The organism is Thioalkalivibrio sp. XN279, assembly GCF_011089885.1.
Classification (GTDB): Bacteria; Pseudomonadota; Gammaproteobacteria; order Steroidobacterales; family XN24; genus XN24.
Genome location: NZ_JAANBD010000006.1, coordinates 31,405 through 56,430 on the forward strand (window position 1 = coordinate 31,405; position 25,026 = coordinate 56,430).

The 25,026-nt window shown below is 70.2% G+C and carries 21 protein-coding genes; 9 read left to right on the forward strand and 12 right to left on the reverse strand.

Annotated features, from left to right (window positions below; genetic code table 11):
* Positions 1-3 precede the first annotated feature (3 nt).
* From G8346_RS00410 to G8346_RS00425, 4 genes are read right to left on the reverse strand one after another with little or no spacing between them, the layout of a single operon-like run.
* A complete protein-coding gene (locus G8346_RS00410) occupies positions 4-1,101 on the reverse strand; it encodes an FAD-dependent oxidoreductase (protein WP_166047090.1) in 1,098 nt (365 codons plus the stop codon).
* A complete protein-coding gene (locus tag G8346_RS00415) occupies positions 1,098-2,045 on the reverse strand; it encodes a DMT family transporter (protein ID WP_166047092.1) in 948 nt (315 codons plus the stop codon). The genes G8346_RS00410 and G8346_RS00415 overlap by 4 nt, the downstream gene beginning before the upstream one ends.
* Complete coding sequence (locus G8346_RS00420) at positions 2,042-2,716, reverse strand: rhomboid family intramembrane serine protease (RefSeq protein ID WP_166047094.1); 675 nt, start codon at positions 2,714-2,716, stop codon at positions 2,042-2,044. The genes G8346_RS00415 and G8346_RS00420 overlap by 4 nt, the downstream gene beginning before the upstream one ends.
* 37 nt (positions 2,717-2,753) lie before the next feature.
* Complete coding sequence (locus tag G8346_RS00425; protein ID WP_166047096.1) at positions 2,754-3,602, reverse strand: CHAD domain-containing protein; 849 nt, start codon at positions 3,600-3,602, stop codon at positions 2,754-2,756.
* 119 nt (positions 3,603-3,721) lie between these two features.
* On the opposite strand from G8346_RS00425, the gene G8346_RS00430 reads away from it, so the two are divergent.
* On the forward strand, positions 3,722-5,191 hold the full coding sequence (locus G8346_RS00430; protein WP_166047097.1) for a CFI-box-CTERM domain-containing protein: 1,470 nt from the start codon (positions 3,722-3,724) through the stop codon (positions 5,189-5,191).
* The gene (locus G8346_RS00435; protein WP_166047099.1) at positions 5,188-6,024 is read left to right on the forward strand and encodes an SDR family oxidoreductase; all 837 of its coding nucleotides are present in this window, start codon (positions 5,188-5,190) and stop codon (positions 6,022-6,024) included. The genes G8346_RS00430 and G8346_RS00435 overlap by 4 nt, the downstream gene beginning before the upstream one ends.
* Positions 6,025-6,058: 34 nt before the next feature.
* Here the strand turns inward: G8346_RS00435 and sohB are convergent, their stop codons facing one another.
* Both sohB and G8346_RS15035 read right to left on the reverse strand, forming a co-directional pair.
* The gene (gene sohB, locus G8346_RS00440) at positions 6,059-7,048 is read right to left on the reverse strand and encodes a protease SohB (protein ID WP_166047101.1); all 990 of its coding nucleotides are present in this window, start codon (positions 7,046-7,048) and stop codon (positions 6,059-6,061) included.
* Between the two features lie 76 nt (positions 7,049-7,124).
* Complete coding sequence (locus tag G8346_RS15035) at positions 7,125-9,491, reverse strand: tetratricopeptide repeat protein (RefSeq protein ID WP_166047103.1); 2,367 nt, start codon at positions 9,489-9,491, stop codon at positions 7,125-7,127.
* 104 nt (positions 9,492-9,595) lie between these two features.
* On the opposite strand from G8346_RS15035, the gene G8346_RS00450 reads away from it, so the two are divergent.
* On the forward strand, positions 9,596-10,618 hold the full coding sequence (locus tag G8346_RS00450) for a histone deacetylase family protein (protein ID WP_166047105.1): 1,023 nt from the start codon (positions 9,596-9,598) through the stop codon (positions 10,616-10,618).
* A 248-nt stretch (positions 10,619-10,866) separates the two neighbouring features.
* On the opposite strand, the gene G8346_RS00455 is transcribed toward G8346_RS00450, so the two are convergent.
* Together G8346_RS00455 and lipA are read right to left on the reverse strand one after the other, a co-directional pair.
* Positions 10,867-11,931 carry a PA0069 family radical SAM protein gene (locus G8346_RS00455; protein ID WP_166047343.1) on the reverse strand — a complete coding sequence of 355 codons (1,065 nt, stop codon included), beginning with the start codon at positions 11,929-11,931 and terminating at the stop codon, positions 10,867-10,869.
* A 164-nt stretch (positions 11,932-12,095) separates the two neighbouring features.
* The gene (lipA, locus tag G8346_RS00460; protein WP_166047106.1) at positions 12,096-13,100 is read right to left on the reverse strand and encodes a lipoyl synthase; all 1,005 of its coding nucleotides are present in this window, start codon (positions 13,098-13,100) and stop codon (positions 12,096-12,098) included.
* 111 nt (positions 13,101-13,211) lie between these two features.
* On the opposite strand from lipA, the gene G8346_RS00465 reads away from it, so the two are divergent.
* Positions 13,212-14,294, forward strand: coding sequence for a Fe(3+) ABC transporter substrate-binding protein (locus tag G8346_RS00465; RefSeq protein WP_206202505.1), 1,083 nt, complete (start codon positions 13,212-13,214; stop codon positions 14,292-14,294).
* A gap of 27 nt (positions 14,295-14,321) precedes the next feature.
* Positions 14,322-16,007 (forward strand): iron ABC transporter permease, encoded by a 1,686-nt coding sequence (locus G8346_RS00470; RefSeq protein WP_206202506.1) that lies wholly within the window; start codon positions 14,322-14,324, stop codon positions 16,005-16,007.
* 30 nt (positions 16,008-16,037) lie between these two features.
* Here G8346_RS00470 and G8346_RS00475 read toward each other — a convergent pair whose 3' ends face one another.
* The 3 genes from G8346_RS00475 to G8346_RS00485 all read right to left on the reverse strand — a co-directional run bounded on the left by G8346_RS00475 (position 16,038) and on the right by G8346_RS00485 (position 18,414).
* Positions 16,038-16,532, reverse strand: coding sequence for a carbonic anhydrase (locus G8346_RS00475; protein WP_166047108.1), 495 nt, complete (start codon positions 16,530-16,532; stop codon positions 16,038-16,040).
* Between the two features lie 120 nt (positions 16,533-16,652).
* A complete protein-coding gene (locus G8346_RS00480; protein ID WP_166047110.1) occupies positions 16,653-17,339 on the reverse strand; it encodes a zinc metallopeptidase in 687 nt (228 codons plus the stop codon).
* A gap of 22 nt (positions 17,340-17,361) precedes the next feature.
* Positions 17,362-18,414 carry an NAD(P)-dependent alcohol dehydrogenase gene (locus tag G8346_RS00485; protein ID WP_166047112.1) on the reverse strand — a complete coding sequence of 351 codons (1,053 nt, stop codon included), beginning with the start codon at positions 18,412-18,414 and terminating at the stop codon, positions 17,362-17,364.
* Between the two features lie 141 nt (positions 18,415-18,555).
* On the opposite strand from G8346_RS00485, the gene G8346_RS00490 reads away from it, so the two are divergent.
* Both G8346_RS00490 and G8346_RS00495 read left to right on the forward strand, forming a co-directional pair.
* Positions 18,556-20,274 (forward strand): hypothetical protein, encoded by a 1,719-nt coding sequence (locus G8346_RS00490; RefSeq protein ID WP_166047115.1) that lies wholly within the window; start codon positions 18,556-18,558, stop codon positions 20,272-20,274.
* 34 nt (positions 20,275-20,308) lie between these two features.
* On the forward strand, positions 20,309-22,366 hold the full coding sequence (locus G8346_RS00495; RefSeq protein WP_166047117.1) for a toll/interleukin-1 receptor domain-containing protein: 2,058 nt from the start codon (positions 20,309-20,311) through the stop codon (positions 22,364-22,366).
* An 18-nt stretch (positions 22,367-22,384) separates the two neighbouring features.
* Here G8346_RS00495 and G8346_RS00500 read toward each other — a convergent pair whose 3' ends face one another.
* Positions 22,385-23,884, reverse strand: coding sequence for an NADP-dependent isocitrate dehydrogenase (locus G8346_RS00500; RefSeq protein ID WP_166047118.1), 1,500 nt, complete (start codon positions 23,882-23,884; stop codon positions 22,385-22,387).
* 132 nt (positions 23,885-24,016) lie between these two features.
* Here G8346_RS00500 and G8346_RS00505 point away from each other — a divergent pair, with 132 nt between their 5' ends.
* A complete protein-coding gene (locus tag G8346_RS00505; RefSeq protein WP_206202507.1) occupies positions 24,017-24,262 on the forward strand; it encodes a winged helix-turn-helix domain-containing protein in 246 nt (81 codons plus the stop codon).
* On the forward strand, positions 24,259-24,765 hold the full coding sequence (gene greB / locus G8346_RS00510; RefSeq protein ID WP_166047122.1) for a transcription elongation factor GreB: 507 nt from the start codon (positions 24,259-24,261) through the stop codon (positions 24,763-24,765). The genes G8346_RS00505 and greB overlap by 4 nt, the downstream gene beginning before the upstream one ends.
* The last annotated feature ends 261 nt before the right edge of the window (positions 24,766-25,026 follow it).

Consider the following 25,026-nt stretch of genomic DNA (forward strand, 5'->3'; position numbering starts at 1 on the left):
GGCCTAAAGCGCGCCGAAACTGTCGACGCCGGCGAGCAACAAGTCCCAGCGCGCCTCGACCGCTTCGCGCGCGGCCACCGCCGGCAATCCGTGCAACAGCGCGGCGCGGGCGAACACCCAGCCGACGGCATCGCTCGGCCCGAGGCTGAGGATGTAGCCGAGCTGCCTGTCGTCCCACGCCTCCGGGTCGCGGTCCTGTGCGATGCGGGCGATGGTCTCGGCGACGTGGCGGCCCTTGCGCACTGCCGTCTGCGCGGTGGCGGCATCGAAGGGGACGTCGCGCCAGCGGGCACAATCACCCGCGGCGTAAATGCGCGGCAGCGGCCGCCCGCGGGACAGCACGCGCCCCGAGGCATCCGCGGGCAGGGGCCGTGCCGAGGGCCCGGTGCACAACAGCACGCCGCCCGCGGGCAGCGAGTCCTCGCCGTCCGGGCCGCTGACGCGCACCCGCCCGCGCCCGGCGCCCTCGTAACGCGTGTCCATCAGCACCTGCACGTCGAGCGCCTCCAGGCGTTTAAGCACGATGCGGCGCAAGCGGCCTGGCTCCTTGGACAGGATCGTGCCGGAGGCCTCGATGAGGCCCAGCGGCGCGCCCTCCGGGCGTGCGGCCGCGAGCTCGAACAGGCACTGCAGGCCGCTGGCGCCGGCACCGACCACCCAGGCCGTACCCTCCGCGGCGGCCAGCCGCTTGAAGGCGTTCACCCCCGCGCCCGTGGCCAGGCTCTCCAGCAACACGGGCGGTGTCTGGCTGCGCGAGGCACGCCCGCGCAGGCCGGGCAGGCCGGTGGCGAGCACCAGCGCGTCGAAGGCAAGCTCGCGATCACCCAGCGGCAGGCGACCCTCGCGCGACCAGCGCGCCAGGTGCTCGGGAGTCCAGTCGAGCTCGATGGCGTGATGCTGGAAATCCCAGGTGCGCGCAATCGGGCCAAAGCTCGCCCGCAACTCGTACAGCGGCTTGCGCAGGGTCTCGTGCAGCAGGGTGCGACGCAGGTGCCAGCGCCCCGGGTCGACCAGGTGTCGCTCGGCATCCGGCAACACGCGCGCCAAGCGGGCGAGACACGACAGCCCCGCGTAACCGCCGCCGACCACGACGACCCTCACGCCGGACTCCGGCGGCGCAGGGACTGCCAGCGCGCGATCACCACGCCCGCAAGGATCAGGCCGAGAGCTGCGAACGCCCGCGGCGGCAGCCTTTCGTGCAGCACCAGCGCGCCCAGCACGACGGCCCAGACCGGGATCAGGTAGTTGATCAAGGACAGGAAGGTCGGGCCGGCGCGGGCCACCAGGCTGAAATACACCACGGTGGCGAGGCCGGTGGAGAGCGCGCCCAGCGCGGCAAGTGCCAGGCCCGGCGCCAGGCCGACCTGCGCATGCAGCGCGCCGGCGGCGCCACTGCCCGCGATGCCGGCGAGCAGTCCCAGGCCGACCAGGATCCCGGCGATGGACAACACCGCCGCCGCGGTCACCACCGGGTTCAGCACCGGCCCGCGCCGCGCCACGATGGCCGCGACGCCGTAGCACACCGCGGCGCCGAGCACCGCCAGCTGGCTGAGCAGCGACGCCTCCCGACCCACCAGCGCAGCCACGGCTTCCGGGCCTGTGAGCACCACCACACCGACGAAGCCGAGCACGAAACCTGCCAGCCGCCGCGCGTTCAGGTGTTCCCCGGCGACGAAGAAATGCGCCAGCACCAGCACCACCAGCGGCATGACCGCCATGAGGATGCCGGTCAGTCCGGAGGGGATGCTGGCCTGGCCCCAGGCGATGAGAAAGAACGGCAGCGCGTTGCCGACCACCGCCATGACGGTGAAGAACACCCAGGTGCGCGCGCCCAGGGGCAGGCGCCGGCGCGTTGCCAGCAGCACCAGCAGCAACACGCCGGCGCCGATGAGGAGCCTGCCGGCGGTCACGGCGACGGGCGTAAAGGCGTCCAGGGAAACGCGCACCAGCATGAAAGAACTGCCCCACAGGGCGACCAGGGCCAGCAGCAGGCCCCACTCGGCCGGTCCCTGGCGCAACAGCACAGGCGCGACCCCCGCGGTCACCGTGCTCTCCCGAGAAGGAACACCGGCGCCAGCAGCAACCCGGCGACGAAACCACCGAGGTGGGCGCGGAACGCCACGCCGCCCTCGCCCTCGGGCGCGACGAGCGACGACAGCAGCTGCACCAGGAACCACAGCCCGAGCACCCATACCGCCGGCAGCCTGATGACCTGCAGCACGAAGCCCAGCGGCACCAGCACCAGCACCCGGGCACGGGGAAACAGCAGCAGGTAGGCGCCCAGCACCCCGGAAATGGCGCCGGAGGCGCCGACCATCGGCACCACGCTCTCGGGCGCCGGGATTGCCTGGGCGAACACCGCGGCCACGCCGCAGGCAAGATAGAACACGAGGAAGCGCGGGTGGCCCATGCGTTCCTCGATGTTGTCGCCGAAAATCCACAGGTACAGCATGTTGCCGATGAGGTGCAGCCAGCCGCCGTGCAGGAACATCGAGCTGACCACGGTCACCGCCGGCGGCACCAGGGCGATTTCCGGCGGCAGGTAGGCATGCCCGAACAGCACCGCGGGAATCACGCCGAGCCCGAAGATGACGCGGTTGAATCCCTCCGCGCCGAGCGAAAACTGGACCACGAAGGCCAGCACGCACACCGCCAGCACGGTCCAGGTGACGAAAGGGACTATGCGGACCGGGTTCTCGTCGCGCAGCGGGATCATGCGAGACCTGCCTGGAAGATGGCGAAAGGCGCGGGACTCAGGAGGCCCGCCGCGCGTAACGCCCTTCGCCCAGGCGCAGCGCCCGACCCTTCAGCTCGCGTGCAGTCCGCTTGATCAGTTTCTTCAGCGGGCCGCGCCAGCGGCCGGCGTCGCGTACCGTGCCGTGCAGCACCTCGAGGTCCTGCAGCTCGCCGAGCACATCCGCCAGCTTTTTCAGCGTCGCGCGCTCCATGCGTTCCAGCGGGCGGCCGCAGAGCTCGCGCTGGTAGAGCTCGCGCTTCACCGCCTTACGGAAATCGTGAAAGCGCTCGATTTTCGGTTTGCGGGCGGCACGCCGATAGGCGCGCGCAGTATCGGACCAGGTGGCGGCCAGCCCGGCGTCGAGGGCCGAGGCGTCCATGCGCCCGAACGCCAGCGTATCCAGCCCGGTGCGAACCTCGCGCAGGCTCTCCGCCACCTGCGTGGCGATCGCTCGCGGCAGGCCGCCCGAGCCGTCCCGCGTCTCGCGCTGGCATGCGATCCAGGCACTGAGCTCATCGAGTGCGTGCAACTCGGCGGTACCGGCGCGGGGCCGCAGGCGCGACACCGTCTCCTGCGCCGCGTCGGCGTCGCGCAGGTGGGACAACGCCCGTGCAGCCGCGCCGCAACGCTTCTCGGCGGCGCGTGTGGACAGTTCCTGCTCGCACAGGCGGAGCATGGCGCGCGTGCGCTTGAGATCCTTGCGCACCTCGTGCACCACCCAGGCCGGCGGCAGGGCCGCATCCTCCAGGCGCGCAATGGAGCGGTCGAGCAGGGCACTGATCGTCCCGCCGGCGTTTTCCGCCGCCACGAAGGCCGCTTCCTCGGGGACCTCAGCCCCGGCGCCAGTTTTGATTTCGCTGTCCATGTTGACTCCCGACGGGCGCCAACTCTAGCACGCAGGCCGCCTGCAGCGGGCCGTATTTGCGGTAAATACGGCCCCGACGCATGATGGCGCGGTAGAGGGTCTGAGGAGGTTGCGTGCACATGTCCAAGAACCGCTTTTCCCGCCGTGCCGCGGGGTGGGCACTCTGGCTCCTTGCCAGCGCCTGGAGCCCGGCGAGCCTGGCCTCCGGCGTGCTGGAGTTTGCCACGCCGCGCCTCGACCTGGTGGAAGGCGCGAGCGGCGAAATCACGGTGCTGCGCAGCGGCGACGCCAGCGCTGAGGCCACCGCTGTGCTCAACGTCAGCCTCGGTGGCACCGCCACCCTGGGCAACGATTTCACCGTGGAGCTCCCGCTGGGCGTGGTGCGGGTGCCCGCCGGCGCGCTGTTCGCGCGCGTGCCGCTGGAAACGCTGCAGAACACCGCGGTGGACGGCACGCGCTACGCGACGCTGACCCTGGCCAATCCGGGCGGCGCGACGCTGGGCCGGGAGACCGCCCTCCTGCTCCAGGTCGAGGACGATGAAACCGCAACAGCGGACCTGACCCTGCCCGGGCCGGCCGTGCGCCGGGTGACCGTCGGCAGCGAGCTGCCGATCGACGTGGCGCGGACAGGGCTCGACCAGGAGGTCGTCTCCGCCGTATTGCTGGCAGTCCCGGGGACGGCAGGGCTGGGCATCGATTTCAGCGACCTGACCACCACGGTCGAGTTCGCCGCCGGCGAAGACACGCAGCAGGTGCTGTTGTCCACCATCGCTCGCGCCGAGCCCCTGTTCCCGCGCACCCTGAGCGTGGTGCTGGCCACGCCCGAGCCGGAGGGGGATGCCGCCTTCACCGGCCTCGGCCCGCTGGTGGTGATCGAGGAGCCCGTCGCCGATCGGGCCGGCGAATTTTCCATTTTCACCGACACGGCCGACGTGGAAGAAGCCGACGGCAGCGTCGTGTTCACCGTGGACCGGAACCGGGGCAGCACCGGCGCAGCCACCGTCAACTGGGTCACCGTGGACGGCAGTGGCAGCAATGCCGCCATCGCCGGCCGTGATTACGTCGCCGCGGCCGGCACGCTGGCCTTCGCCGACGGCGAGACGCGCAAGACCCTGGCGGTGGAACTGGTCGCCGGCGAAGAGGACCGGGGACAGCGCAGCTTCCAGGTCGCGCTGGCGGCGCCCTCGGCGCTGGCGGGTGTCGACCCGGAGGGCCGCGCAGCCACCGTGACCATTGCCGCCGACGCCGGTGCAGGCGACGACTGCAAGGGCTTCTGCGAATGCTTCATCGCCACCGCCGCCTGGGGCAGCTGGATGCATCCGCACGTCGGCACGCTGCGCGCCTTCCGCGACGACGTGCTCATGAAGAGTGCGCCGGGCCGGGGCTTTGTCGCCTTCTATTACCGGCACTCGCCGCCGGTGGCCGAGTTCATTTCGCGCCACGACGGCCTGCGGGCGCTGACTCGCACGCTCCTCACCCCGCTGGTGCTGGGTGTGACTTATCCGCTGGCGACGCTGCTCGGCCTCGGCCTGGCGTTGCTGGCCGCGTTGAATCTCCGTCGCCGTCGGGCACGAACGCAAGGGGCATGATGAAGAACGTACTGGTTACCGGCACCTCGACCGGCATCGGCCACAGCACCGCACTCGAGCTGGCCCGCCGCGGCTGGCGCGTGTTTGCGGGCGTGCGCAAGGAGGCCGACGGCGAAGCGCTCAAGCGCGAGGCCGAAGGCGAGGTGCACATTGTGCTGCTCGACGTCGCCGACGAGGCCTCGATCGACTCTGCCACTGCTTTGCTGGCGGAGCAGACCGGCGGCGAGCTGCACGGCCTGGTGAACAACGCCGGCGTCTACCTGGGCGGGCCGCTGGAACTGATGCGCCCGGACGAGATCCGCAAGACCCTCGACGTCAACGTCACCGGCCTGTTGCTCCTCACCCGCGCCTGCCTGCCGCTGTTGCGCGCCGCGCCGGGCCGGATAGTGAATATCAGCTCGATCTCCGGCCTCATCGCCATGCCCGGCGTGAGCGTCTACGCCGCGTCCAAGCACGCGGTGGAGGCCGTCACCGATGCCTTGCGCGTGGAGTTGCAACCCTTCGGCATCAAGGTGATCGCGGTCGAGCCCGGCGGCGTGAAGACGCCGATCTGGGACAAGGGCGCCAAGCGCGACGCGGCGGCCCGCGAGGACCGCGGCACCGCGGAGACGCGTGAGCTGTACGCGCCCCTCGTGCGGCTGCTGGAAAAGCTGAACGCCAAGCCGGGCGGCTTGCCACCCGAGGCGCTGGCGGAGGTGGTGACCGAGGCGCTGGAGTCGGCCAAGCCGAAGAACCGCTACCTGGTGGGCAAGGATGCCAAGGCGCTCAAGCTCCTCACCCGGCTGCCGGACGGCCTGCGCGACAAGACCATCGCCGCCAAGATCTGGCGCTGAAACCAGGCGCTGAGCGTGGCCGGCGGCCTGGCCGTCAGGCACCCCGCCGCAGCAGCGCGGCGATCCCGCCCTCTTCCATCGCCGCCGCCAGCTTGTCCATGAAGCGCTTGTGCCCGTGCCACTCGACCTTCCAGGCGTCCGCGCGCTCGACCGCCTGCAGCAGCCAGTCGTCGCTGGTGCCCACCTCGTCCACCAGCCCGAGCTCCAGCGCGCGGCTGCCGTACCAGTATTCGCCGGTCGCCACGCGCTCCATGTCCAGCTGCGGCCGGTAGCGCACCACCATCTGCCGGAACAGGGTGTGCACTTCCTCCAGCTCCTCGCGCAGCTTGTCGCGGTCCTCGTCGGTCACCTCGCCGAACATGCTGACCGTGCGCTTGAAGCGGCCGGCCTTGACCTGTTCCACGGTGATGCCGTGCTCGTCCAGCAGGCGGCGGAAGTTCGGCACCTGGGCCAGCACGCCGATGGAGCCGATGATGGCGAACGGGGCGGCGAGAATGCGGTCAGCCACGCAGGCCATGAGGTAGCCGCCGCTGGCCGCCACCTTGTCGACTGCCGCGGTCAGGGGGATGCCGCGCTCCCGGATGCGCACCAGCTGCGACGCTGCGAGCCCGTGCTCATGCACCAGGCCCCCGGCGTTCTCCAGCCGCAGCAACACTTCGTCGCCCTCCTCCGCAACCGCGAGCACCGCGTTCACCGCCTCGCGCAGTGAGGCCGTGGCGCTGGCGCGGATGTCGCCGCGGAAGTCCAGCACGAAAACGCGCGGGCGCCGCCGTTCCTTCTCCGCCTTTGCCTCGCGCTTGCGCTCCTTGGCGAGCTTCTTGCGCTCGGGCTTGGGCAACAGGGCGTGGCGCAGGCCGTCGGCCGCCTGGCGCAGCCGCCGGTTGAGGTTGGTGACCTTCATGCCCTCCGACTCGCGCGCGCGCCGCTTCAGGTTCACCAGCGCCGCGGCGACGAACAGGACGGCCGCCGCCAGCGTGACGGTCTTGGCGAAGAAAAGTGCGTATTCCAGCAGGGCCTCGCTCACGGGGTGCTCTCTTCCGGCGACTTGAGTTGGGCGCTATGGTAGCGCAGCCCGAACAGCCACCGCCGAGGGCTTTTGCTCAGCGCGGCCCGAGGTGCGGCGCGCGATCGTCCTCGGGGGCAAGACGGGGGGCGCCCGCGGAGCCCGCCGCGCGCGCCATCTCCATGAGCACGGCCTCGGGATCGGGCATGCGGCCCGGGACTGCGAGCCAGGCGCGCTCGCGCTCGCGCACCGCTTCCTGATCGGCGAGGTAGGCTTGCACTGCAGGGGTGTCCGGGTCCGACAAGAAAAACAGGTCCACCTCGGTCCAGAACCAGTTGTCTACGGCGTAGCGGCCTCGATCGAGTAGCTGCAGCTGTGCGATGGCGTCGGCCGGTCGCCCGAGCACCCAGAACAGCACCGTGCGCCCCTGCGCGACCCACTCTGGGGGCAGGCGATCCGCCTGGCGTTCGAGTTCCGCCAGGATCTCCTCCGCCCGCACCATCGCCGCTGCATTCCCGACCCGTCGACGCAGGACAGGCAGGGCCTGGAGCTTCGCAAAAAACGCCTCCGAGTCCATCGGTTCATCCGGAACGGGCGGGTCGAGTGCCGCCGGGAACTCCGCCAGCACGCGCGCAATCACGCGCTCGTGTCGTCCCGCCGACGTCTCGTGCGTGACGAACATCGACTCGAAGATGTACTTGGATCCCCATCGCGCGGGCAGCTCCGCATCGAGGGCCGCTTCCGCCAGGGCGGCCGCCTCCGCCCGTTCGCCGCGCCGCCAGTGCCACATGGCGCGAAACATTCGTGTGGTGGTCGCGTCCGGCGCCATTCGTTCCCCTGCCCCGATCCAGGGCAGCGCGGCCTCGGTCATGCCCAGCTCGAGTAACAGGCGAGCCACCTGCAACGGTCCCTCGTGATCGAGCGGGTCCAGCGGCAGCTTGTTCGCCTGCAGCACGATCGCCTCGCCGATGCGGCCCTGCTCGGCGCGCAACAAGGCCAAGGCGGAAGGCGGCCGGGGGTTCTCGGGATCCAGCTCCATGGCGGCTTCGAAGCGGGCCCCTGCCTCCGCCAGTTGGCCCACGAAGCGATAGTGACTGCCGACCAGCAGGTGCGCCCGGGCCGACAGCGGATCGCGCTCCAGCGCGGCCAGCAGGATTGTCAGCGCCTCCTCGTGTCGCCCGCGGGTGCGCAGGAGCCCGGACAGCATCTCGCTCGCCTCCGGCTGGCCCGGCTCCAGCGCGAGCGCGCGCCGGTACGACCGCTCGGCCCGCTCCATGCGTGCCGCCCACGAGATCTCGTCCTCGTCATCCATGGCCAGCACGCCGTCCAGCGTCCAGGCCAGCGCCTGGTCCGGATCGAGTGCCAGCGCCCGGGCCACGCCCTCCCTGATCTGCTCGAGCGCATCCGGCCACGGGACGATGCCCCAGGCGGCACGCCGGCGCCAGGTCTCCGCCAGCGCCGCATGAGCCGCCGCGAACTCCGGGTCCAGTGCAAGGGCTTCGCGGAAGGCAGCGTCGGCCCGCTCGTACGCGGCGTACCCAGTGCTGCGCAGCGCCTGCTTGCCGCGCAAGTAGGCGGTGTAAGCCGCCAGATCGCCGGTCGGGGGCCGGGCCACTGCGGGCATGGCCTCGCCCAAGAGCTGCACGCGCAGTGCGAGCGCCACCTCGGCGGCGATGTCGTCCTGGATCGCGAAGATGTCCGTCAGCTGCCGGTCGTAGGTCTGGCTCCAGAGGTGGAAGCCGTCCGTGGGATTGATCAGCTGCGCAGTGATCCGCACGCGGTCGCCGGCGCGCCGCACGCTTCCCTCGAGGAGATGGCCGACCTTCAGCTGCCGGGCGATCTCCGCCATGTCGCCCACCTGGCCCTTGAAGCGGAACGACGAGGTGCGCGCCGCCACCCGCAGGCCCTCCACCTGCGCGAGCGCGTTCAAGAGTTCTTCGGTCAGGCCGTCCGAGAAATACTCGTTCTCCGGATCGCCCGACATGTTGACGAAAGGCAGCACGGCGACCGAGCGCGGCTCAGCCTGTGCAGGGGTCACGCTCTCCGGTGCCGGCGTGGCTTCGCGGGGCGTGTCGCTGGATGCTGCAACGGGAGGCTGCGGCGCGCGGGGGATAACCCAGCGGTCCACCGCCAGTGCCACCAGCGCCAGGCCGAGCAGCACGACGATCGCAGCATCCAGGCGCCGCGGGACCTGCGGCATCGCCCGCGCCGCGTCTGCCCCGAATTCCGCGTTCGGTCGCTCGCGGCGCAAGCCTTCCGGAGTCAGCTCGAAGACCCAGGCGAAGATCAGCGCCAGGGGAAGACCGAGCAGCAGGAGGCCGAATACCAGCCGCAGCGACCAGTCGGGCACCCCAATGAGGCCGAAGAGCACGTCCGCCACCTGCAGCAGGAGCCAGGCGGCCACGCAGTACAGCAGCCCGACCCGGATAACGTTGCGGCGCTTGAGTTCGGCGATGAGACCCACGGCTGCCCCTCTATATTCCTACGCAAGGGTGGAGAAATGATCGCGCCCGCGCAATAGTTGCACAGCTTCGGCACCACCGTTTCCGACGCAGACGAGAACAATCCATGGACATCGTGTTCAGCCCCGACCATCACCTGCAGCACGGCCGCGCCGAACTGACCGACGGCCGGCTGGTACCCGTGTACGAGCACCCGGGACGCCTCGACGCCGTCCTCGCGACGCTGGCCCGGCGCGGCTTCGCGACGCCGCTGCCGCCACAGGACCGCGGGCTGGACCCCATCACCGCAGTGCATGACCCGGCCTACGTCGCCTTCCTGCAATGCGCCTGGGATGAATGGGTGGCTGCGCACGGAGCGGGAGGGGACGCACTCCCGCTGAGCTGGCGCGCGCCGGGCATGCGCGAGGACCGCGAGCCCGAGCGCATCGACGGGCGGCTCGGCTACTGGTCGTTTGACGCGGGTACGCCGATCACTTCGGGGACCTGGCGCGCCGCGTACTCAGCAGCGCAGGCCGCGGACACGGCCCGGGCGCGGGTCAGCGCCGGCAGTCGCGCCGCCTTCGCCCTGACGCGCCCGCCCGGCCACCACGCCGGCTCGCGCTTCTTCGGCGGCTACTGCTTCCTCAATGGCGCGGCGATCGCCGCACAGGGCTTCCGCGACGCCGGGATCGAGCGCGTGGCCGTGCTCGACGTGGACTACCACCACGGCAACGGCACGCAGCAGATCTTCGCCGGCCGGCCGGATGTGTTCACGGTCTCGCTGCATGCCGACCCGAGCTTTTGTTTCCCCTTCTTCCTCGGCCATGCGGACGAGACCGAGGGCGGCACGCATCTCAATATCCCGCTACCCAAGGGAACCGACTGGGCCGGTTATGCGCCGGCGCTGGAAACTGCGCTGGCGCGGATCGAGGCACAGGATCCGGGCGCGCTGGTGGTCTCGCTCGGCGTGGACACCTGGGACGGCGACCCGATCTCCAGCTTCAAGCTGCAGACCGGAGACTACCGCCGCATGGGCCAGCGCATCGGTGCGCTCGGCCTGCCGACGGTGATCGTCATGGAAGGCGGTTACGCGGTCGAATCGATCGGCGACAACGTGGCGGAGTTTCTCGAAGGTTTCGCCTCCGCCTGATCCTGGTCGCGATGCGCCGCGCGCTCCGACAAGCACAGGATGCGGAGCGGCAGTGACTTACAACCCGTCGACACCGCGTGGCTCGGCGTCGGCCGCCAGGGCCTGGCGCGCGCCTCACTGCGCGCGATATTGCAACTGAGCTGCTGGATCCTGTTCATGGCATCTCTCCTCTGCTTTTCCCTTCCCTTACTTGGAGAGATGCGGCAGCTCGTCATCGCGTCGCATGGCCTCGCGGCCGGACCTGTTATTCAAAAAAGCTCGCCCTGGCCGTCCGGCGCGCGGAACAGGTCTTCACGCAGGCCAAAACCCTCGCCCTGGTTCAGCCCGTGGCGCCGCACCGCCACCTTGAAGCGCCGGGCGATCAGGTCGGCGAACACGCCCTCGCCGCGCAGCCGCACGCCGAACCGGCTGTCGTTGTCGCGCCCACCGCGCATCTGCTGTACCAAGCTCATGACGTGACTCGCCCGCTCAGGCAGGTGCTCGTCCAGCCACTCCCGGAACAGCGGCGCCACCTCGTGCGGCAGCCGCAACAGGGCGTAGCTTGCACGCGTGGCGCCGGCCGCCGCGGCCTGCGCCAGGATCTCCTCGAGGTGGATGTCGGTCACGGCGGGGATCACCGGCGAGACCAGCACCCCGACGGGCACGCCGGCCGCCGCCAGGGTCGCGATGGCGCGCAGCCTCCGCGCCGGCGCGGAGGCCCGCGGCTCGAGCTTTGCCGACAGCCGGTTGTCCAGGCTGGTGACCGACACCAGCACGGCCACCAGCCCGTCGCGCGCCATGGCGGTAAGCAGGTCGAGGTCGCGCTCCACCATGGCGCTCTTGGTGATGATGGTGCAGGAATGGCGCGCCTCGGCCAGCACCTCGAGCAGCTCGCGCGTCACCCGGTAGCGCTTGTCGATCGGCTGGTAGGGATCCGTGTTGGCGCCGAGGTTGATCGGCGTCGGCCGGTAGCCGCGCTTCGACAGCGTGGCGCGCAGCAGCTCGGCGGCATTCGTCTTGGCGTAGAGCTTGGTCTCGAAATCCAGCCCGGGCGAGAGGTCGATGAAGGCGTGGCTGGGCCGCGCATAGCAGTACACGCACCCGTGCTCGCAGCCGCGGTAGGGGTTGATGGAAGCGTCGAAGGGGATGTCGGGCGACTGGTTGCGCGAGACGATGCTGCGCGCCCGCTCCTCCGTCACCGTCGTCGCCGGGCGCCCCGGCGCATCCTCGGGGTCCGGGAACCAGCCATCCTCGACCGCTTCGCGCGCCACCTGCTCGAACCGTCCCTGGGGATTCGAGACTGCGCCGCGGCCTTTAAAGGCACCGCGACCCATCGAGTTCCCCTTCGGCTCAGACATGGCGGGGTGTCTCGGGCCGCGCGACGCAGAATGGGCGTTTTCGGGGCGCTCGCGCACAGGACGTGCGCGAGCGAGCGTACAGGGACGTATTCACAGCGTCCCCGAAAACGCTCATCTGCGGCGCGTGGCCCCAGCCACCGTCACAACCCGACGTTGTTCTGCTCGAACACCCGGTCGGCGCGATAGCTGGAGCGGACCAGCGGGCCGGACACCACCTCGAGGAAGCCCATCTCCAGCCCAATGCGGCGGTACTCGGCGAACTCCTCCGGCGTGACGAAGCGCTCCACCGGGAGGTGGTTGGCGGTCGGCCGCAGGTACTGGCCGAAGGTCACGATATCCACGTTGCGCGCCTTGAGGTCCTCGAGCGTCTCGAGGATCTCGGCCTCGGTCTCCCCGAGGCCGAGCATCAGGCTGGTCTTGGTCAGCACTTCGGGCCGGTGGCGCTTGGCGTGCTCCAGCACGTCGAGGGTCTGCTCGTAGCCGGCGCGCGGGTCGCGCACCGGGTGGGTCAGCCGCCGCACCGTCTCGAGGTTCTGGGCGTAGACCTCGAGGCCGGAGTCCACCACCGTCTCGATCGCGGCCAGGTCGCCGCGGAAGTCCGGCGTCAGTGCCTCGACGGCCGTGTCCGGATTGAGCGCCTTGATCTCCCGCACGCAGGCGGCGTAGTGCGCCGCGCCGCCGTCGTCGAGGTCGTCGCGATCAACGCTGGTGATGACCACGTAACGCAGCCCCATCAGCTGCACCGAGCGCGCCGAGTTGGCCGGCTCCTCGGCATCCAGCCAGCCGCGCGGGTTGCCGGTGTCCACCGCGCAGAACCGGCAGGCGCGGGTGCAGACCGAGCCCATGATCATCAGCGTCGCGGTGCCGTTGTTCCAGCACTCGCCGATGTTCGGGCACATCGATTCCTCGCACACCGTGGCGAGGCGGTGCTCGCGCACGTTCTGCTTCACCTTGGCGAAGCGCTCGCCGCTCGGCATCTTGGCCCGCAGCCACGGCGGCTTGCGCCCGTGCGGCGCGGCCTCGGCGCGCGGGTTCTGCTTCACGCCGTTCTTGATCGCGGCAAAGCCCTGCTCGGTGCGGAACTTGGTCCCGCTGGGCACGCGGGCCGGCTGCACGATGGGGATGCCTTTGAAGTTGGTGTCCATGGCGCGCAATTCTCGCACGCGCCAGCCGGGACGGGGAGCCAGCTGCTTGTTAATGCGAACGATTCGCATTATTCTGTTGAGCCCTGTCACCCGAGACTTGCAGGAGTCGTCATGCCCCCCCGTTTCCAGAATCTCCTCGCCCCCGTCCTCGCGATCATGCTGGCGGCGCTGGCGCTGTACGGCTGCAGCCGGGAGAACACCCCCGAGCCCCAGGCCCAGGCCGATGCCAGGCCCGACGGCGGCGTGATCAACATCTATTCCGCGCGCCATTACCAGAGCGACGACGACCTGTACCAGGCTTTCACCGATGCCACCGGTATCCGCGTACAGCGCATCGAAGGCAAGGACGACGCGCTGATCGAGCGCATCCTGCAGGAAGGCAGCGCCTCGCCCGCCGACATCCTGTTCACGGTGGACGCCGGCCGCCTGTGGCGCGCCGAGGAAGCCGGCGTGTTCCAGGCCGTCTCCTCGCCTGTTCTCGAGCAGCGCGTCCCGGCCCAGCTGCGGCATCCCGAGGGCAAGTGGTTCGGCTTCTCCACCCGCGCCCGGATCATCTTCTACGACAAGACCCGCGTCGAGCCGGGCGCCATCACCCGCTACGAGGACCTGGCCGACCCGCGCTGGCAGGGTGAGCTCTGCATCCGTTCCGGCGGCAACATCTACAACCTGTCGCTGATGGCCTCGCTGATCGAGGCGCACGGGCTGGAGGCTGCCGAGGCTTGGGCCCGCGGCGTGGTCGCCAACTTCGCGCGCGACCCGCAGGGCGGCGACACCGACCAGATCCGCGCCGTGGCCGCCGGCGAGTGCGGCATCGCGCTGGCCAACACCTACTACTTCGCCCGGCTGATGACCTCGGACGACCCGGCGGACCAGGCGGTGGTCGAAAAAGTGGGCTGGGTGTTCCCGAACCAGGAAGACCGCGGCACGCATGTCAACATCTCCGGCGCCGGCATCGTCGCCAACGCGCCGAACGCCGCCGGGGCGCTGAAGTTCCTCGAGTTCCTCGCCTCCCCCGAGGCGCAGACGCGCTTCGCGCAGGGCAACAACGAGTACCCGGTGGTGCCCGGCGCGGCGCTGGACAACCCCGCGCTGGAGACGCTCGGCGAGTTCAAGGCCGACCCGATCGACGCCACGCTGTACGGCATCAACCAGGCCGAGGCGCAGCGCGCGCTCGACCGCGCCGGCTGGAAATAAGCGGCTTCGTGCGCGGATTCATGCGCGGTGAGCGGTAACCGACGGCTGTTGTCGCTGCCGCTCGCCGCGCTGCTCGTGGCGGGCCTCGTGGCCCTGCCCGTGCTGACGGTGGCGCTGCACGTGGTGCTGCCCGACGAGGGCGCCTGGCGCCACATCGTCGACGTGTTGCTGCCCGATTACCTGCGCAACACGCTGTTGCTGGTGACGGGCACCGCATTCGGCGTGATCGCGCTCGGGCTCACCACGGCGTGGCTGGTGTCGGTGTGCCGTTTCCCGGGCCGGCGCTTGTTCGAATGGGCGCTGGTGCTGCCGCTGGCCTTTCCAGCCTACGTCATCGCCTACACCTACACCGACCTGCTGCAGGTCTCGGGCCCGGTGCAAACCTGGATCCGCGATATCACCGGCTGGTCGGCGCGCGAATACTGGTTCCCGCCGATCCGCTCGCTCGGTGGCGCGGTGGCGATGCTGTCGCTGGTGCTCTATCCCTATGTCTACCTGCTCGGGCGCGCGGCCTTCGTGCAGCAGTCCAGCGGGGTACTGGAGGCGGCGCGCACGCTCGGCTGCGGGCCCTGGGGCGCATTCTTCAAGGTGGCCCTGCCGATGGCGCGGCCGGCGCTGGTGGCGGGCCTGCTGCTGGCGCTGATGGAGACCCTGGCGGACTTCGGCACCGTGGCCTATTTCGGCGTGCCCGTGTTCACCACCGGCATCTACCGCGCCTGGTTCTCCCTCGGCGACCCCGTGTCCGCCGCCAAGCTCTCGGCGGTGCTGCTGGCTTTCGTCATGGCGCTGGTGGCGCTGGAGCGCTGGAACCGCGGCGCCATGCGCTTTCACCAGCTGGGCGCCCCCGCCGCCCAGCACAAGCCTTACCAGCTGCGCGGCTGGCGCGCGTCGCTCGCAGTATTCGCCTGCATGATCCCGTTGGGCTTCGGCTTCCTGCTGCCGGCGGCGCGGCTGGGCTGGCTGGCCTGGGTCGGCGGTGACGCGCAGTTCGGCACGCGTTACCTCGGCCTGCTGTGGAACAGCGTCAGCCTGGCCGGGGTCAGCGCCGTGGTGGCGGTGGCGGCAGCGGTGATCGTGAGCTACGGCCTGCGCCTGCAACCCGGGCGCCTCATGCGCGGCGTGCACCGCATCGCCGGACTGGGCTACGCAATTCCCGGCTCAGTGATCGCGGTCGGCGTGCTCATTCCCCTGGCTGCCGCCGACCACGGGCTGCGCGGGCTGCTGTCGTCGTGGTTCGGCATCGAGACCGGCCTGCTGCTCACCGGCGGCATCCTCGGGCTGCTGTTCGCCTACCTGGCGCGCTTCCTCGCCGTGTCGCTGCAGAGCGTCGACGCCGGCCTCGCACGCATCACGCCGGCCATGGACGACGCCGCGCGAGCGCTGGGCGACGGTCCCGGGCGCACGTTGCGCCGCGTGCACCTGCCGATCCTGCGCGTGAACCTGCTCACCGCGGGACTGATCGTGTTCGTGGACGTGATGAAGGAGCTGCCGGCCACGCTGATCCTGCGGCCCTTCGATTTCGACACGCTGGCGGTGCAGGCCTACAAGCTGGCCGCGGACGAACGACTCGCCGAGGCCTCGACCGCCTCGCTGGCCATCGTGGTCGCCGGGCTGATTCCCGTGATCCTGCTGGCACGCCAGGTCTCGAAACCCGTCAAGCGCCGTGAGCGCAGCGACACGCCGCGCCTGATGGAGGCCACGGCGCCCGCCTGAAGCCGGGGCTGCCGCTGCGGCACGCCGGCGCTAGGCGTCGATCTCCCTCAGTCGCCCGGTTTCGACCTCGTAGACGAAGCCCCGGATACTGTCCTTGTGCACCACGAAAGGGCTGGCTCTGACACGCCTGATCGACTGTCGCACGTCATCTTCGACGTCCGCGAAGGCCTCGAAAGCGAACGGCGGGCGCAGGCCGGTGTCTTTCTCCACCTCGGACTTCAGCGCTTCATCCTTGAAAGTCAGCATGCCGCAGTCGGTGTGGTGGATGAGCACGATTTCGCGGGTGCCGAGCAGGCGCTGCGAGATCGCCAGCGAGCGAATGACGTCATCCGTGACGACGCCGCCGGCGTTGCGAATGACGTGGGCATCGCCCTCCTCGAGCCCCAGCAGGCGGCCGGTCTCGATGCGTGCATCCATGCAGGCCACGACTGCGACCCGCTTGGCTGGCGGCATGGGCTTGTCGCCCTTGCTGAAGGTCTCAGCGTAGCGCTGGTTGGCTTCCAGGAATTCTTCCGTTGCGGACATCGCACTCTCCGGGCTGTGTATTGAATACTCGGCCCGAAGCTACCCGGAGTTTGCGCTGGCGTGAAATACGCTTTTATTTGGGCGCCATTACCGCGAGTGATTTAGTCGACGCGCCGCCGCTCAGCGGCGCACCAGGATCGCCCACCAGCGCGCGACGTTGAGCAGGCTCATCAGGGAGGCGGCGACGTAAGTCATCGCCGCCGCCCGCAGGATGCGCGCCGCATGCGGCGCATCGCCCTCGAACAGCACGTTGTGCTTCTCCAGCAGCGGCAGGGCACGGCCGAAGCTGGCGTCGACCTCGGTAGGCAGGGTGACGAAGTGCACCAGGGTGGCGGAGGCCAGTGTCAGCAGGCCGCCCAGCAGCATGACCATCCCCAGCGACGGCGCACGGGTGAGCATGCCGATGAACGGCGAGGCCATGAGGATGCCCGCGCCGACGCGTTCCATCGGCGACATGAGCCGCACCAGCTGGTGGCGCAGCCGCAGCGGTCCGTAGCCGGTGTGATCCTGCACCGCGTGGCCGACCTCGTGCGCGGCGACAGTGATGGCCGTGAGCGAGCAGCCGCCGAAGTTGTCCGGGCTGAGGCGCACGACCTTCTCGACCGGATCGTAGTGGTCGCCCTGCTGCGTCTCCTCGACGCGCACGTGCTCGATGCCTTCGCGGCTGAGCAGGAAGCGCGCCAGCTCGGCGCCGGTGCCGCCGTAGCGATCCGCCGGGCTGGCGTACTTCTCCATCACGCGCTTCACCCACAGCGACGGGCCGAACACCACGGCCGCCAGCACGGCGATGAGTATCAGCAGGTGCATCTTGCCGGCCGCGCTCCCCTGATCAGTCCTTCAGCGTCGCCATGTCGATGACGAAGCGGTAGCGCACGTCGCTGCGCTGCATGCGCTCGTAGGCCGCGTTGATGTTCTTGATGTCGAGCATCTCGATATCGCAGGTGATGCCGTGCTCACCGCAGAAATCCAGCATCTCCTGCGTCTCCGGCAGCCCGCCGATGAGCGAGCCGGCGATGCGGCGGCGCCCCAGGACCACCGGGAAGGTGTGCAGCGCCGGCTCCACCGGCCCGAGCAATCCCACGATGATCAGGGTGCCGTCGCGCTTCAGCACGTTGACGTAGGGGTTGAGGTCGTGCGGCACCGGCACGGTGTCGAGGATGAAGTCGAAGCTCGCCGCAGCGGCTTCCATCTGTGCGGCGTCCGTGGACACGATGACGTGGTGCGCGCCCTGCTTCTTCGCCTCCTCGACCTTCGCCGCGGAACGCGTGAACACCGTCACCTCGGCGCCGAGCGCGCGCGCGAACTTGACGCCCATGTGGCCGAGCCCGCCCATGCCGACCACGCCGACGCGGTGCCCCTTGCCGACGCCGAAGTGCTTCAGCGGCGACCAGGTGGTGATGCCCGCGCACAGCAGCGGGGCCGCCGCGGCGAGGTCGAGACTCTCCGGCATGCGCAGCACGAAGCGGTCGCTGACCACGATCTGCTCCGAGTAGCCGCCGTAGGTCGGCGTGCCGTCGTGGCGGTCGACGCCGTTGTAGGTGCCGACCCAGCCCTGCTCACAGTACTGTTCCAGCCCGTGCTCGCAGGATCCGCATTCGCGGCAGGAATCCACCAGGCAGCCGACGCCGACCCGGTCGCCGGGCTTGAAGCCGGTGACCGCGTCGCCCACTGCTTTTACGGTGCCGACGATCTCGTGGCCGGGCACGATGGGATAAGTGGTGATGCCCCAGTCGTTGTAAGCCGTGTGCAGGTCGCTGTGGCACACCCCGCAATATTCGATCTCGATCAGCACGTCGTCCGGCCGCGGCGCGCGACGCTCGATGGGAAACGGCGCCACCCCGGAATCCGGCGACTGGGCGGCGTAGGCTTTGACCTGGGGCATGGCGGGACTCCTGGAAGCGAATAGGCAAGGGTGCTGATTATGCCACCTCGCGCATGACGCTCCCCAGCGCCATCGTCGCCGGCAGCGGCGCGTGGTAGCCTCGGGCGATGGCAACGCCTGCTGCGCGGGGATAGACCAGCATTGAGCGAACAACCACGGCCGCCTATTTCGCTGGCCATCGGGGTCACCGGCCACCGCGACCTGGTCGACGTGGAGCTGCCCGTGCTGCGGGCCCGCATCGCGGAACTGCTGGATTACATGGCCCGCGAGTTCCCGGGACTGCCGCTGCAAGGACTGTCCTCACTGGCCGAAGGCGCCGACCGGCTGTTCGCCGAAGTGGCCCTGGAGCGGGGCATCCCGCTGGTCGCGGTGCTGCCGATGCCGGTCGCGGAGTACGAGCAGGACTTCACCGCAGCGGCGTCGCGCGCCAAGTTCCACGAGCTGCTGGGGCAATCCGAGGTAATGGAACTGGCGGCCCCCAAGGGGCTGCCGCCCGCCGGCACGGAGACCGGTCGCCAGGGCCGCTATGCGGCCGCCGGCGTCTTTATCGCCAGCCACTGCCAGGTGCTGGTCGCCCTGTGGGACGGCAAGCCGCCCATCCATCGTGGCGGCACCGCGGACATCGTCAGCTACCGCATCACCGGTTACCTGCCGGGCTCCGACCCGGAAGGGATCGGGCCCGAGGACCTGCTGGCGGACAACGAGAACGACCTCGTCTACCACATTGCGTGCTCACGCGCCCAACCGGACGGCAGCCCGGTCGCCGGGCGGGTTCCGGGCGAAGTCGGCTGGTTGACCGACGATCCATATGAGCCGCGCACCAGCGACCTGCCGCTCCACTACCGCAACATCTTCAACCACATGCAGTCGTTCGCGGGCGAATGCCTGCAGCATCGCACCGCCATCGCGCAGCATGGCCGCTCGCTGCTGGAGAACCGGCCTTTTCCGCCGGCGGTGGAGCACGTCGACCAGCTCTTTGCCACCGCCGACTGGCTGGCGAACATTTACCAGAAGCGCGTCAGCCGCTCGCTGCGCACGCTCTACACGCTGGGTTTCTTCATGGGCCTCGCCTTCGTGCTGTATTCGGACCTCTACCCGGCCCGCTGGGTGTTGTGGGCCTTCCTCGCGCTGTTTGCGACGGGTGTCTACCTGCACCGCCAGGCCGAGCGCGGGGCCTGGCACCGGCGTTACCTCGACTATCGCGCCCTCGCCGAGGGCCTGCGCGTCCAGGTGTACTGGAGCATGGCCGGACTCTCGAGCCCCGGCGGCGGCCGCTTCGCCCACGACGTCTTCCTGCAGAAGCAGGACGTGGAGCTGTCCTGGATCCGCCACGTCATGCGCAATGCCGCGATCACGAGCGACGCCGATCCCGCCGGCGTGCGGCCGCCCTCGCCCGACGGCGTCGAATTCGCCATCCGGGAATGGGTCGGCCGGCCCGACAGCGGTCAGATCGGCTACTACGCGAACCGCGCGCTGCAGCGCTCGCGCCGCAATGTGCTCACCGAGCGCGTGGGGCGCATCGCCCTGTGCACCGGTATCGGGGTGGCAGGCGTGCTCGCCGTCATCGCGGCGCGGCTGCCCGAGATCTGGCACGACATCCTGCTGTTCAGCGTCGGTGCGCTGACGCTCTCCGCCGCCGTGCGCGAGGCCTACGCCTTCCGCACCGCGGACAAGGAACTGGTCAAGCAATACCGCTTCATGCACCGCATTTTTTCCAACGCCCGGCGGCGGCTGGACACGGCCAGCAACGACGCCGAGCGGCGCGGCATCCTGCGCGCACTAGGCGACGCCGCGCTGGACGAGCACACCGAGTGGATCCTGATGCACCGCGAGCGGCCGCCGGAGCACGGCAAGCTCTGAGCGCCAGGACGCCGCAATACGGAGGCAACAGGCCATGAGCGACGCCTACCGGGCATTTATCAGCTACAGCCACGAGGACGAGGCCTGGGCAGGCTGGCTGCAGCGCGGACTGGAGCGATACCGGGTACCCAGCCGCCTCAGGGCCGCCCGGCCGGAACTGCCGCGCCGCCTGTATCCCGTGTTCCGCGATCGCGAAGAGCTGGCCTCCAGCGGCGACCTCGGAGACTCCATCCGCACGGCGCTGGCGCGCGCCGAGGCACTGGTCGTGGTCTGCTCGCCCGCCGCCGCGGCGTCGCGGTGGGTGAACGAGGAGATCCGGCTGTTCCGCTCTCTCGCACCCGGCCGGCCGGTGCTGTGCCTGATGGTCGCCGGCGACCCCGACCCCGCCAGCGGCGATTGCGCCTTCCCGCCCGCGCTGCGCCGCGACGACGAGGGCGCCGTGCTGCCTGAGCCGCTCGCCGCCGATCCGCGCGAGCACGCCGACGGGCGCCGCGGGGCCTTGCTCAAGATCGCGGCGGGGCTGCTCGGCGTGGGCGTCGACGCCCTGCGGCAGCGCGACCAGCAACGCCGGGTGCGAGTCGCCTCGGGCGTGGCCGCGCTGGCCTCGGTCGTGGCGCTGCTCACCATCGGCCTCGCGATCAATGCCCAGCTCGCGCGCGAGGAAGCCGAGCTGCGGCGCGGACAGGCCGAAGGCCTGATCAGCTTCATGCTCGGCGACCTGCGCGCGCGACTCGAGCCGCTCGGCCAGCTCGACATGCTGGACGCCGTCGGCGCACAGGCCATGCAGTACTTCGCCGAGCTCGGCGACAAGGGTAGCGAGGAAGAGGTGCTGGCGCGCGCCATGGCGCTGCGCCAGATCGGCGAAGTGCGCTTTCACCGCGGGCAGCTGCAGGAGGCGCTGGACGCCTTCAACGAGTCGCGGGACATCGCCGCGGCGCTGCACGAGCATTATCCGCAGCAGGACCGGTACCTCTTCGAACTGGGCCAGGCCGAATTCTGGGTCGGCTACGTGGGATGGGAGCAGAACCGGCTCGACGTGGCGGCGCAGGGCATGCAGACCTACATGACGCATACGCGCACGTTGCTCGAGCGCGACCCCGCCAATCCCGACTACCGGCTCGAGCTCGCCTACGCCCTGTCCAACCTGGGCGCGATCGCGCGCCAGCAACGCGAGTTCCCGCGCGCACTGCAGTATTTCCAGGACTCGGTCGGGGCGACGCGAGTGCTGTCCGACGCCGACCCGGACAACGCACGCCTGCTCACCATGCTCAGCGAGGGCTGGTCATGGATCGGTTCGACGCTGGAGGATCTCGCGCGCCTGCCCGAGGCCGAAGCGGCCTTCGAAAAATCCATGGGATTTGCCACGGCGGCGTATGCGTTGAGCGATAGCCCGCTGGACCGCGAGCAGGCCAGCGACATGGCCACCTTCCTGGCCGACACGCTGCTGTACCAGGGCAAGGTGGAGCCGGCGTTGCAGCGCTTCCGCGAGTCGCTGCCGATTCACGAGGAACTGGCTCGACACGACCCGACCAACGCCCGCTGGGAGCTGGCGCTCTACCGCACGCGGCGCAAGCTCGCCGAAGTCGCCGTGGCCACGACAATGGCGGGACCCGACCGGGCCGAGTTGCAGGCCGTCATCAGCGGCCTGGACGGACTGGTCGAACTCGACACGTCGGCCGCCGGGCCACGGCGGCAGCTGGCGCTGGCCTTGCGCGTGCAGGCACTGGTCGAACTGGCGGCGGACCGGCCCGAGCTCGCCCTGGCCCAGGCCCAACGCGCCCGGGACGTGCTGGCGGCAGGCGAGACCGACCTTGGAACCCAGGGTACGGATGCGGCGCTGGTCAGCGAAACCCTGGGGTCGGCGGCGGCAGCGGCAGGCGAGCTCGAGCGGGCGCACGCAGCCTGGCAGACCGCGCTCGATGCGCTGCCCGAGGCCGAGGTGAGGAACCTGATGCAGAAGGCGCTCTATGCACGGCTCACTACCCGGCTCGGGCGCGCGGCCGAGGCACAGGGCGTCGCCGCCGAACTGGCCGCCCTCGGCTGGGCCGATCCAAGGCATCCCCTGCCCGACCCGGGCAGCAACGAGCCCTGAGGCGGGTCAGGGCGCCGCTCAGGCGCCCTGCGCCCTGGAGAAGCCGGGCTCTCCGTCGAAGGTGTAGAGGTTCTCGGTCTTCACCACGTCCAGTCCGGCCGCGGCCAGTTGCAGCAGCAGCGCGGGCACATCCCGCGCCGAGACCCCAGCAGCCTCGCCGGAGAAGCGGCAGCGCCAGTGGTCGGAGCGCAGCGTCTGCGGGCAGCCGCCCGGGTAGACCTTGACCCCGCGGTTGGTGATGAGCTCGAACTGCAGGCCGCCGGCCCGGACCGTCTCCAGGCGGCGCCCCAGTACCGCGGGATCCCGCCCCGCCTCGTCCCAATGGAGGAACACGTCGAGGCCGACGAGTTCCTTGGTGGCCTGCCGGGCGGGCGCCATGACCTTGTCGACATGCAGCGCCGGCATGGCCTCGGCGGCGCGGGCGGCCGGCAAGTGGTGGGGCTGCAGTCCGAGCCGCTCGCTCACCGCGGCGGCAAAGGCCTGGGTGCCGACCCGGCGCTTGCTGATGCCGGGGCGGAAGATGTCGCTGGTGTGAATGCCGTCCTCGAGCGTGCGCAGCCAGGCGTTGTGGATCATCGTCGCCGGGGCATGGCGCCCGAGGTGATGCAGCATCATTACCGCGGCGAGCAGGAGCCCGGAGGGGTTGGCGATGTCCCGCCCCGCGATGTCGGGCGCCGAGCCGTGGACCGCCTCGAACATGGCGCAGTCGCGGCCGATGTTGGCCGAGCCCGCGAGGCCGATGGAGCCGGAGACCTCGGCGGCGACGTCGGAAAGAATGTCGCCATAGAGGTTGGGCGTCACCACGACGTCAAAGCCCCCGGGGCGCGAGGCCATGCGCGCAGTGCCGATGTCGATGATCATGTGCTCCGCGGCGATCTCCGGATAATCGCGCGCGGTCTCCTCGAACACCTGCTGGAACAGGCCGTCGGTCAGTTTCATGATGTTCGACTTGGTCATGCAGGTGACCTTGCGCCGGCCGTGGGCGCGCGCGTACTCGAAGGCATAGCGGCAGATGCGCTCGCAGCCCGGCCGCGTGATGAGCTTCAGGCACTGCACCACCTCACCGGTCTGGCGGTGCTCGATGCCGGCATAGGTGTCCTCCTCGTTCTCTCGGATCACGACCACGTCCATGGCCGGATGCATGGAAGGCACGAAGGGGTGGTAAGCGATGCTCGGCCGCACGTTGGCATACAGGCCGAGCAGCTTGCGGAAGGACACGTTGACGCTCTTGTAGCCGCCGCCGGAGGGGGTCATCACCGGGCCCTTCAGGATCACGCCGTGCTCGGTGACCGCATCCAGGGCCTCAGGACCGAAGCCGGAGGCCGCGCCGGACTCGTAGGCCTTGAGCCCGACGGTGACTTGTTGGAAGCTGAGGGCCGGGTCCGCCTCGGCGAGCACGCCGAGCACGGCGGCGGTGATCTCGGGGCCGATGCCGTCGCCGGCGGCGACCGCCACGGTGCGGGCAGGCAGGTTCTGCGGGATCGGGGCGTAGCTGAGCGGGGCGAGTACAGCAGACATGGGCAGCTCCATATATACGAAGTAGATTTCGTGAATAGTAAAACGCAAAATAACAGGGGAAGCAAGCCCCCCGCCGCAAGCGCTCCATCCGCAGAAGCCGCCGGCTGGACCTTCCTCAGCAATCACACGCACGTGCTGGTGTGCCTGGCCAGGAACCCCGACCAGGTGCTGCGCGAGGTCGCCCAGCAGGTCGGCATCACCGAGCGCGCCGTGCAGCGCATCGTCTCGGAGCTGGAAGCCGGGGGCGTGGTGCGGCGCGAGCGCCAGGGCCGGCGCAACCGCTACCACCTCAACCTCGACGCGCCGCTGCGCCATCCGCTGGAGCGCCACTGCACCGTGGGGGAACTGCTGCGCTCGGTCACGCCGCCCGAGGCATGAGTCGCTACCGCCCGCCGGCGCCGAAATCTTCGCCCTACATCACGCCCGAGGGCGCGGCCCGCCTGCGCGCCGAGCTCGACCGGCTGTGGCGCGAGGAACGCCCCGAGGTGGTGCGCGCGCTGGCGGACGCCGCCGCCGAGGGCGACCGCTCGGAGAATGCCGAGTACATCTACCGCAAGAAGCAGCTGGGCGGGATCGACCGGCGCATCCGTTTCCTGCGCAGGCGACTCTCAGTGCTTAAAGTCGTGGACCGCACCCCCGCCGGCACCGAGCAGGTGTTCTTCGGCGCCTGGGTCACGGTGGAGGACGAGACCGGTGCAGAGGCGCGCTTCCGCATCGTCGGCCCGGACGAGTTCGACCAGGCGCCCGAGTACATCAGCATGGATGCGCCCCTCGCCCGCGCGCTCCTCAAGCGCAGCCCCGGCGACGAGGTGACGCTGGAGCTGGCGGCGGGGCGCAAGACCTGGTTGCTGCTCGAGGTCACTTACGAGGCGCCGGACTGACCCCCCAGGCGCCCAGCCGTCCGCCCGGCCACTGCGTCGTTAGCAGGGTGCGCCAGGTGGCGCCCGCCGAGCGTCGCGGCCTGCCGAGCGTCACCCCCTCGGGCCTCGCACTCACCTGGCCATGCGGTCTCCGGGAGCGCTGGCCAGCGCCCGATATGTTGACTAGCCACCGGGTCGGGACGTGCACGGCTCACCGAGCGATATAAAGATTTCCTGAGCGAGGGGAGCCGTGCACGGCCCGACCCCTCCGTAGGTTAAAAT